Origin of the sequence: Microcoleus sp. FACHB-831 (assembly GCF_014695585.1) — a bacterium.
GTDB lineage: Bacteria > Cyanobacteriota > Cyanobacteriia > Cyanobacteriales > FACHB-T130 > FACHB-831.
Genome location: NZ_JACJON010000056.1, coordinates 71,759 through 81,069 on the forward strand (window position 1 = coordinate 71,759; position 9,311 = coordinate 81,069).

Consider the following 9,311-nt stretch of genomic DNA (forward strand, 5'->3'; position numbering starts at 1 on the left):
TTCAAAACATCGCTTTTCCCAACAACTAAGCTATAAACCCCACTTGCGTGTAAAACCTACCTAATTATCAAATTACTAATTAACTTATCGAGATAAAAGGGGTGAACAATATAATCAAATATTTCCTGAAATTCCCTACTTTAAAGGCTTGCAGCCTCAGCAGTGGCTGCCTTAGCGAGGGCTTTCTTTTTGTTTTAGTGGGTTGAGCTTAATTTTTTCTTTATAAATGTTTTAGTTTGTTTAACTACATTAAATGCTAAAAATACAAGCTTCAGTAATAATACTTAACCATTAATATGTAAAGAAAAATTAATAAAGGCTATATAAAGACTATGAGGAAAATACTTAAAGATTCAGTTAAAAACACTATGACCCTAGTGCATCTACCAGGAGAAATACTTAGGATACGACTTAAGACCTAGTTACCTACGCAAGCTGATGTAGCGGCAAGTTGTTTTGTAGCGTTATTGCTCTGAGCTAAAACAAGAAAACGGTTATGGAAACTCGACGACTACCAGTTCAAGAACGATCATTAGTTAACAGAGTAAGTAGGACTACACAACTACCCTACTTAGCTGCTCTAAGACCGCGCCAGTGGACAAAGAACCTAGTTGTGTTTGCGGCACCTCTATTTGAGTTCAAAATCCACCATTTTGAGTCGATTCAGGGTGCCTGGCTAGCATTTGCATTGTTTTGTTGTGCTTCTAGCGGTTTCTACTTACTTAATGACATCATTGATGTGGAAGCCGATCGGCGGCATCCTGTGAAATGCAAGCGCCCGATCGCAGCAGGCTTGGTGACAATCCGGGTAGCGATCGCCATGACAGTGGTGCTATTAGCAGGATCTTTGCTCATAGGTTGGTTGCACGCACCTGCCTTGGGAGCCGCGCTAATTGCCTACGCAATTTTGCAACTCGCCTATAACCTGCGGCTTAAGAAAACAGTAATTTTGGATATTGGAGCGATCGCCACCGGGTTCGTCCTCAGAGCTTACGGAGGCGCAGCGGCTACAGGGATTGAAATATCTCCTTGGTTTGTCCTGTGTACCGCAATGCTGGCGCTGTTTTTGGGAGTCGAGAAACGCAAAGCAGAACTGCGATTATTTGAAATCAAAGGCGGCAAAACTCGTTCTGTCCTCAAACGGTACTCTATGGAACTACTCACCCGCATGGAAAGCGTAGTAACCACAGGTGCAGTTATGAGCTATGCGCTGTGGAGTTCTGGCCCTCAAGTTCAGGGAGCATCAACACCCTGGATGCTCTTAACACTCCCCTTTGTTTTGTATGGCGTTTTTCGCTATCAGTTGCTAGCCGACCCCCAAGAAATTGCTCGCAAGAGTAGAAGAGAATCGGATCTTGAAGAGTATGGTCATAGTGCTGTAGAAGGTGGCCAAACTGAGCGCCCTGAAGAGATTTTATTAAGCGATTTGCCAATCCTGCTTACCGTTCTAGGCTGGGTAATCACAATCTTCGTCATTCTATGGCTTAAGAATGCCGGGATAATTTAGCAACAAATAGTATCTTTATTATTTTGGTGTGAAAAATATCTTTCCCAGCGATTAATAAAGCTTCAGCGTTCAATTAATGACTGCTAATTAATGGCAATTAGCAATAAAAGGACGATATTATTACCCTTTGTGTGAGGTGTAATAATATCGTCCTAAAGCCATGTAGGCAATAGTCTCAAGCTAAAGCTACAAGTGTTTATACAAGCTTCATTATTGGCCATATATAAAATTTGCGAGATTTACAAAATCCAACTTAATTTAAAAAATATTTTAAAATTATTTTAAATAAACTTTACAAAAAAAGAGAGTATTACTATTGACTAATCAAAGTTGCTAAAGCTATGGTGTATTCACGCAAGAAAAAGCTGGATAAAAACTGAACAGGGTCAAGAGAAACTATGGAATTATTAACATTAAACGAAGCTATTTCCCTGGATGTAAAGCGAGCTAACCAACTGTATAAAAAACATTTCAATCCAGGGTTGCTAGAAGTTTATAAGCTCCTTGGCATGAGCGAAATGGACATTGAAAGCGCCGAGGGAGTTGAAATTCATTTAAAAGATGGACGGACTATCCTTGACTTTTCTTCATCAATTGGAGTTTTAGGATTAGGCCACAATCATCCGCGAATTATAGCCGCCGAAGAGCTGTGCCACAAGAAAAAACTAATTGATGCAATCAAGGTAGCGCCGCATAAGCTTCAAGCAGCTTTTGCCTACAATCTTTCCCAGCTATTACCAGATCCTTTACAAATGTGCTTTTTTAGCGTTTCCGGCGCTGAGGCAGTGGAAGCAGGTTTAAAAATCTGTGAAAGAGCGCAAGGGCCAAAGAAAACTAAATTTATTACGGCTAGTGGTTCCTTCCACGGTAAGACTCACGGCGCTTTATCTCTCACTACAAGTGGAGGATTTCAGCGTGGTTTCTTAATGGGCATACCAAAGGAAAATATTGTTGAAGTCCCCTATGGTGACGTGCAGGCGCTTGCAGCTGCTATTAGCGAAAACCAGACAGGCGAAGGCGAAAACTCAATTATCGCTATCATTTTAGAACCAATTCAAGGTCAAGGGCTGCATTCTGCTCCTCCGGGATATTTGAAAGAAGTAGTTGCTCTGTGCCGGGAAAACAACATCCTCTCAATTTTTGATGAAGTCAAAGTTAGCATGGGGAGAACTGGAACATTTTGTGCGTTCCAAATCGAAAACGTTGTTCCAGACGTTGTAACTATTTCCAAGTCGTTAGGCGGCGGCAAACGGGCAGTAGGAGCGATGATTACAACAGAAGCTATCTTCAATAAAGCTTATGCTGGGAGAAAAGATAGCTCGTTGCATACAACAACCTTTGGCGGTTTAGGAGAATCCTGTGCAGTTGGCATTGAGGCGCTGAATGTTCTTCAAGAAGAAAATCTGATTGAAGGAGCGCGGGAGAAAGGAGAATATCTGAAAAATAAACTTCTAAAACTGCAAGAGAAGCACAAAGGCAAGATCGTTGAAATTATGGGGAGAGGCTTACTCCAAGGAATACGGTTTGCTTTTAACAAGAGTTTCTTCAGTCAAGTTATAGACACGTCGAAATTCAGCATATTTAACACGCTTGATGCGATAATGATGGCTAGCATTATCCGAGAACTTTATCAACGCTACAACATAATCACTCACTTTTCTGCATCCGATCCAGACGTGTTGCATGTCATGCCGCCCTTAGTTGTAGAGTACCGTCAGCTAGACGAGTTTGTTGATGCTATTGACGATATTCTCGAACGGGGATTGGTGAAGATAGTAGCCGAGTTTGTTAAAGGAAATGTGATGGATATGCAGGTGAAAGCTTAGGAGATAGCGCAAAACCCGCTTTCTTGTAGGGAGCGGGTTTAATTGGCCAAGAAAAGAAACGAATTTTAAGATAGAAAGTCAGCGCTTAATAGGTAGTTATCGTCTAAGCGCGATAAAAGAGCCTTGGTTTAGCAGTCCGATAGATCGCAAAGCAATCGTTTTAACAGGGTGTTTATAAAGTATAAGCGGTAAGCGCATTTCGTCTATATGTGCTAACAGAAAGACGAGAATTTTGGACTTTATAAGCAGCCTCTAGTAGAGGTGTATATGAGTTGCAAATTGTTATCGCCCATTGAAGTTCCTTTGTCAGGCTGGGGCAGATATCCTGTAGCAAAAAGTTTTCTTCAGCGTCCAGAGCAAGTTTCATCGGTTTCTGAAGTAATTAAAGACTTTCAGGATACGACTGTTATAGCTAGAGGTGCTGGTCGCAGTTACGGAGATGCAGCAATCAATTACAACGGACAGACGTTGCTAACTGAAGGATTGAATCGCGTCATATCCTTCAATAAAGAGACTGGTCTTCTGTGTTGTGAAGCTGGGCTTAGTCTCAAAGAAATTATAGAAAGGTTTGTACCGCTAGGGTGGTTTCCATCTGTTACGCCAGGAACCAAGTTCGTTACGGTTGGCGGTGCTGTTGCCTTCGACGTGCATGGCAAAAACCACCATCAAGACGGTTCTTTTTGCCGTTTTGTTAGCAAATTGAAAATTACGCTAGCTACTGGCGAAACCGTGCAATGTTCCCGCAAGCAGAATAGCGATCTGTTTTGGGCAACGGTAGGGGGAATGGGGCTGACAGGGATAATAACTGAGGTAGAGTTAGCGCTGCGCCCAATTGAAACGGCTTACATAGATATGTACAGCCTTAAGGCGAAAAATTTGGATGAGGCGATCGCTCTATTCGACGAACACGAACCCAACTATCAATATTCTGTAGCTTGGATAGACTGTCTATCTTCCGGTAAAGCATTGGGTCGCAGCATTATAATGTTCGGCAATCATGCGACGCGATCGCAACTGCATCCCCAACTGCAAGAAGAACCTCTGTCTGTCCAAACCAAGTACCGCCTCCCGGTTCCCTTTGAACCACCTTCTGGGCTGCTTAATCGCTACACCATGAGTAGCTTCAACGCACTTTACTACGGTCGCCATCCTAAAGCACCAGTCCGCTCAATTGTAGATTACGATTCCTTCTTCTACCCGCTGGACTTTTTGAAGGGTTGGAATCGGCTTTATGGCAAACAAGGGTTTATCCAATACCAGTGCGTTTTTCCGCCCTCAGTGAGCAGAGAGGCTCTTGTTCAAATACTAAACAGATGCAGTTTAAAAGGCTGCGGCTCTTTCCTTGCCGTACTTAAAAGGTTTGGTTCTCAGGAAGGATTGCTATCGTTTCCCATGCCAGGCTATACCTTAGCTTTAGACATACCGATTAAAGCTGGGTTGTGGGAATTTCTCGATCAATTGGATCGAATGGTTATTCAGTATGGCGGTCGAGTTTATCTTGCTAAAGATGCTCGTCTTAGTCCCGCCTCTTTTAGAGAAATGTATCCAAACTTTCCCCAATGGCTATCCGTGAAATCGAAGGTAGATCCCAATAACTATTTTTCCTCTGCTTTGTCTAAACGTTTGGAAATCGATTCGGAAGTACAACAGATAAATAAGAAAGATCGTGCCTTGTCTATCTCTGGTTAATTTTGCATACGGGGATTTTAACTGAGGATATAAGATACGTTCTTCTTGAATCGGTTAGGTAGTATGTAGCGAAGCGATCGCCAATTTCGCAGTTTTACCCTTGACGTGTCGCCTCCAAAAAGCCTATAAGCGTGAAAGTACGGGAAGTTAACTGTGGAGTAAACCACCCATACATACAACCCGGACAACGCAACAAATTTTAGCCATAGCACCCGATGCTATTTGTGCTAAAAGTGGCTAAGCTTTGGCGACGCCGCGCAAATGGGGAGGATTGGGTGCGAACGAGCAAGCAGCCTGGGGGAATAACAAGGCAGGGGTAGCAAAGCTTACCAAACGCAGATTGCTATAACTGAAAATGCCTTTAAATGCAGTTTCCCCAGGCGCAAGTTTCCTTGCAAACCTGAATTGGGCCTGTTTCTGTGGTTGGCGATTCAACGCACGATCTTGGCGGTCAAATACTCCGTCGGCATAGGTGACGCAGTGGATTGAGTCCCGCAGCCAAAACCGTGATAATTGCAAGAAGCTATATTGCCAGCAGGTGAAGACGAAGAGACAATTGGCTATGCGGCGATCGCTCTGCATGACAATTATTATTAAAACAATTACGCGCCTCTAAGCCAGCATCAGCGCGTGAAAAAATTTCCATCAGTTGGGATAAAAAAGTTGCCACTCGGCGATCGCAGCAAAGAAGTAAGACGCAGCGCCGACGATTTGTTAGCACCTTTGTCAGAATCTCGTCTGTGCGATCGCACGCTTCAGCGGTTGCAATTCTTAATAAAATTCACGCCAGCTCCCCAGCAGGAAATTGTTGTAACTCTGCTCGCTCATTGTGACAAAGCAAGGATACGCGATGGGATAGATTCCAACTCTCCTTTAGGAATTGGGGATAAAGCTTGGTGGCTCTTACAAATGTTGGCGATCGTTCCGCCTAATTATCGGTGCCAAACTTCCGGATTAGCACCAAAAGAGTTAATACAGACAGCCCTTGACAATACTTATGAGCGATCGCTGATTGAAGGGTGGATGCGGGCAACGCTGCGACATCGCGATGGCCCAAACAACTAGATACTGAAACGATAAAAGGACTTATGCAAGTCCTGCCCGTAGAGCGAGCAGAAGCTTTTATTTTGGAGCCTCTGCAATCGCATCGTCAACCTTTGCGCGGGAACCAACCAGCTTTGTTGAGGCTCAAAGAGTAACAAAAGCCTTGGAGTATTTAAACTGACTAAGGCAGTCTTAAGAGTTTTAAGTATTATTGTTACTAATGAAAAAACGCAAAGCCCCCTCGAAAATTAGAATAGTCCTTATAGTAATTTCTACTATTATCGTTACCATTGGGTATTTAGCAGGAAGTATATATTTTTATGACAGTAAATTAACAACAAGTGGGGGCGATGCCGCAATTGTCCTGGGCGCAGCCGTTTGGGGAGAGGAACCATCGCCTGTTTTTAGAGAAAGAATTAATCATGCAATTGATTTATATAAAAGCGACCTAGTTCAAGATATTATTTTTACAGGAGGACAAAGTAACATTAACGAACTAGCCGAGTCGGTCGTTGCTAGAAAGTATGCGATCGCTCGCGGTGTTTCAGAAAGCAATATTTTAACTGAAAGCCAGTCGCGAACTACATATCAAAATCTTTACTATGCTAAGCAGGTAGCTCAAAAGCGGAATTTAACAAGATTTGTAATTGTAAGCGATCCTTTACACATGAAACGAGCCATGTTAATGGCCAAAGATTTACAAATCAACGCTTATCCATCAGCCACACCTACCACAAGATATAAAAGTATCGAAAATAAACTTCCCTTCTTGGCACGGGAAACATATTTTTATATGTACTACAAGATTGTGAGATGGTTGCGCCCATTTATATCAATAAATAATCTTTAAAATATATTTGCGAAGCTACAAAGCAGATGAGCATAATAAATTGAACAAAAAACCTAACCTTCCAACCTAATCCCCGGAGGGGGGATCGAGCCACACCTTTGCTACCTGTAAAAGAGAAATATTATGTTTAATTAGCCGATAAGCTGAACTATATTAGTCGAATCAGGCACTTTAATATCCGCCGACAAAAAACTACAAAAGATGAGCGATTCAAAAGCAAAAAACAAAAAGCCAACCGAAGCTAAAAAATCTCTACTGCGCGAACGCGCCGAAAAGCAGTTTACGCAAGAACTAGAGGAACTAGCTAAAGTTGATAATCGCCAGCATCCGCGTAGCTGGAACCTATCCCCTTGGGCGGTGACAAAGTATGTATCGGGTAGGAAACTAAAGAATGGGTTTGAAGTATCGCCCAAGGGGATAGGCGATCGCCGCATCATTGAAATTGCCGTCGCCACACTCACAACCGACCGCGCCTTACTGCTTATCGGCGTCCCCGATACAGGTAAATCCTGGGCCTCCGAACACTTAGCAGGAGCAATTTCGAGCGATTCCACCCTCCTCATCGAGGGTACTGCTGGCACAAGCGAAGAAGCCATCGGCTACGGCTGGAACTGTGCGCGTCTGTTAGCAGATGGCCCCTCTATGCAAGCATTAGTTGCCAGCCCCTTAATGCGGGCAATGGAAGATGGTAAAATAGCCCGCGTCGAAGAACTTACCTGCATCCCCGCTGATGTTCAAGACACCCTCATTACAGCCGTTGTTGAAAAGACACTCCCCATTCGCGAAATGGGGGAAGAAGTGCAAGCCACCAAAGGGTTTAGCGTCATAGCGACAGCCAACGATCGCAGCAAAGGAGTAGACAACCTTTCTAGCGCCCTCAAGCGTCGTTTTAATACCGTTGCCCTGCCATTGCCCAAAAGAGTAGAAGAAGAAGTCGATATTGTGCAACGCAGCGTTGCACGTCTGGAACGCGCTTGGGAACTGCCAGCCGAACCACCAGCATTAGCAGAAGTCCGTCGCATAGTAACTATTTTCCGCGAACTGCGTAGCGGTGTAACTGCTGATGGGAAGACTAAAATTAAATCTCCCAGCAGTACACTTAGTACGGGTGAGGCTATCTCCGTCGTCAACAGTGGCTTGGCACTGGAGGCGGATTTCGGGGATGGATACCTGCGTGCTGGAGATGTAGCCTCTGGACTTATCGGCGCAGTTATAAAAGATCCTGTACAAGACCGTGTTGTATGGCGCGAGTATCTAGAGACAGTGGCCAAGGAACGAGAGGGGTGGAAAGATCTGTATCGCACCTGCCGAGAAGGCGGATAAGCGCTAAGACAAATTCATCCTTTATGGGCGATCGCCTTTAACAAATAATAATAAAAATGAACAACTTTAGTGTTGTTTACCCAAAATTGCGTTTAATTATTGACCCAACTTGATATGCCCTCAACAGAACCATCTCAAGACCATCCAACACCTTCCGATCTTCCAGAAAGTTGCCCGAACTCTAGTGAAGAGACACCAGATCCAACTGAAGGTCATTTATTTATTGTTCAAGACGATGCGGGACGGCGGCGGTTTGTTTTGGAGAGTGAAGTTTATTCAATTGGCAGAGAACGCACTTGTGATATCCGCCTATTTTCGCAGTTTGTCTCGCGCCACCACGCTACTTTGGTGCGGGTTGTACATGAAGATGGAACAGACTCCTATAGGATTGTGGATGGCAGTCTCGACGGTCAGCCTAGCGCTAACGGTTTGCTGATTAATGGTAACAAGTTTAAAACTTACGATTTGGAAAATGAAGAAGAGATTGTCTTTGGCCCCCAAGTTAGAGCTGTTTATTACAGAGTAGTTCGTCAGGGTTCTCAAGAGCTATCGGGCTAAAGCAGTAATATTCTTTTGTAAAGAGGGTCAACTTTTAGGTTGCTGCCGTTATAAACGCGAATGCCAATAGCGTTCGATCAAAATTAATTGTAGGTTGGTCGAACGATAGTAAAACTCAACAAAGTTGGGTTTCGTTCCTCAAGCCAACCTACTTATTAGCTGGTGTGAGATGTAGGTTTAAATAACCTTGATCTTAAGTAATGACAATGCTGGAGACCAAGGTTATATTGGCAAAATAGGAATGCTCATCGCTAGCATTCCTATCATTATTTCCAATAGCATTGCTTATAGGCTGGCTTGCGATCGCAGATTAGTAATAGACCTATCAAATACTCCTAACTTAAACAAACCAGCAGTTAATTATAGTGTAGCGGTAGAAGTTTACGGCGTTAAGGCTAGTAATACCATTTCACTAAATTCCTGATACAGATAAAGCTTCCAGAATAAAATCCCATCCCGTCACCGAAGCAATTACTGTTTGGCTAAGTTGGGCAAGAATTTCTTCCACAGCAAC

At 43.5% G+C, this 9,311-nt stretch carries 8 protein-coding genes; 7 read left to right on the forward strand and 1 reads right to left on the reverse strand.

The features are described 5' to 3' along the window. Nucleotides 1-496 precede the first annotated feature (496 nt). From H6F77_RS14620 to H6F77_RS14630, 3 genes are all read left to right on the forward strand, one after another. Complete coding sequence (locus H6F77_RS14620; protein WP_190489422.1) at nucleotides 497-1,507, forward strand: decaprenyl-phosphate phosphoribosyltransferase; 1,011 nt, start codon at nucleotides 497-499, stop codon at nucleotides 1,505-1,507. Nucleotides 1,508-1,905: 398 nt separating this feature from the next. After that, a complete protein-coding gene (locus H6F77_RS14625; RefSeq protein ID WP_190489423.1) occupies nucleotides 1,906-3,333 on the forward strand; it encodes an aspartate aminotransferase family protein in 1,428 nt (475 codons plus the stop codon). Between the two features lie 267 nt (nucleotides 3,334-3,600). Then, a complete protein-coding gene (locus H6F77_RS14630; protein ID WP_190489424.1) occupies nucleotides 3,601-5,022 on the forward strand; it encodes an FAD-binding oxidoreductase in 1,422 nt (473 codons plus the stop codon). Between the two features lie 237 nt (nucleotides 5,023-5,259). On the opposite strand, the gene H6F77_RS14635 is transcribed toward H6F77_RS14630, so the two are convergent. Next, entirely contained in the window at nucleotides 5,260-5,604 is a 345-nt protein-coding gene (locus H6F77_RS14635) for a hypothetical protein (protein ID WP_190489425.1), read from the reverse strand. A gap of 48 nt (nucleotides 5,605-5,652) precedes the next feature. Here H6F77_RS14635 and H6F77_RS14640 point away from each other — a divergent pair, with 48 nt between their 5' ends. The 4 genes from H6F77_RS14640 (at nucleotide 5,653) to H6F77_RS14655 (ending at nucleotide 8,797) form a co-directional block, all read left to right on the forward strand. Next, nucleotides 5,653-6,087 (forward strand): DUF5691 domain-containing protein, encoded by a 435-nt coding sequence (locus H6F77_RS14640; RefSeq protein ID WP_190489426.1) that lies wholly within the window; start codon nucleotides 5,653-5,655, stop codon nucleotides 6,085-6,087. Nucleotides 6,088-6,286: 199 nt separating this feature from the next. Continuing rightward, nucleotides 6,287-6,916: a YdcF family protein gene (locus tag H6F77_RS14645; protein WP_190489427.1), complete on the forward strand. Its 630-nt coding sequence runs from the start codon at nucleotides 6,287-6,289 to the stop codon at nucleotides 6,914-6,916. A 201-nt stretch (nucleotides 6,917-7,117) separates the two neighbouring features. After that, nucleotides 7,118-8,239, forward strand: coding sequence for an ATP-binding protein (locus tag H6F77_RS14650; protein WP_190489428.1), 1,122 nt, complete (start codon nucleotides 7,118-7,120; stop codon nucleotides 8,237-8,239). Between the two features lie 114 nt (nucleotides 8,240-8,353). After that, entirely contained in the window at nucleotides 8,354-8,797 is a 444-nt protein-coding gene (locus H6F77_RS14655) for an FHA domain-containing protein (RefSeq protein ID WP_190489429.1), read from the forward strand. The last annotated feature ends 514 nt before the right edge of the window (nucleotides 8,798-9,311 follow it).